1 pseudogene is annotated in these 926 nt (G+C 49.2%); it reads left to right on the top strand.

Annotation, left to right across the window (positions count from 1 at the left end):
* Nucleotides 1-594 precede the first annotated feature (594 nt).
* Nucleotides 595-879, top strand: a pseudogene (locus tag HMPREF2896_RS12315) (transposase); the annotation flags it as partial.
* Nucleotides 880-926 lie beyond the last annotated feature (47 nt).

The following is a 926-nucleotide window of genomic DNA, read 5'->3' as shown; positions in this document are numbered from 1 at the left end:
AAGAAGCGGAACTAAACCCAGGACGCTTCATTCTCCCTCACGATGCTCACAGTGGTGATTTTCGCCTTACTACCCATGAAGATAGTTGGAAGGAAGTTGAGTGATATTCATGACTGGTTCAAGTTATCGATCAAGAGTATTTGGATATAGTTTTAGTCGGATCGTACTTATCTTCGCAGTACTCTTATTGTGTGTCTACTTCTTGACCAGAAGAGATCAAACCGCCTTTATCACATGCGGTCTTTTAGTGTCTCTGGCAATTTTCTTTAATGTCGGGGTGTTGCTGAATGATGAAATCCTTCGGATTTCAGTTCTTGGCATTCCAGTTAGCAACGTTCGTTTGGAATCTCTGAAGGGGGCGGAGATCCTTCCCTCGGGCCCCATACTCGAATCCCAAACGTTTGGGGTTCACTTCCTGGATGGCACTATTTCATTCCATGCCGGTTCTGCAAATATCCTCCTACACCGCAATATCGGAAGACCCATTCGCTTGACGGTTAAAGACCCAGAGGAATTTTTACACCTCCTAGCGGAGAACTCTGCTATTCGACCCGCTTCTCACAGTTAAGCCCCCGGTGCCGACACAACTGGCAACCAAAAGCATACCTCGAAGAGCTACTCACTCAAGCATCACCCGATCTGACGCGTCAGATGCTCGGTGATTTCATCAACCAAATTCTATCTTCCCAAGACGATACTGTCGGCAGCGCTGACTACGGCACCACCAGCGACAACCGCGTCAACCACCGCAACGGCTACCGCAACCGACTACTGGATACACGGGTCAGCACCGTCGATGTGGCTATCCCGAAACTACGCCACGGTTCCTTCTTGTCTGACTGGCTGTTAGAACGACGAACCCGTAGCGAACGTGCCATGTAGATAAGCCTCTGGGCACTGAAGTGTCCCAGGTTTTGTTCCGTTTG

The sequence above is a fragment of the Corynebacterium sp. HMSC069E04 genome (genome assembly GCF_001813175.1).
Lineage (GTDB): Bacteria > Actinomycetota > Actinomycetes > Mycobacteriales > Mycobacteriaceae > Corynebacterium > Corynebacterium aurimucosum.
This window is presented reverse-complemented; position numbering and strand designations above follow the sequence as displayed.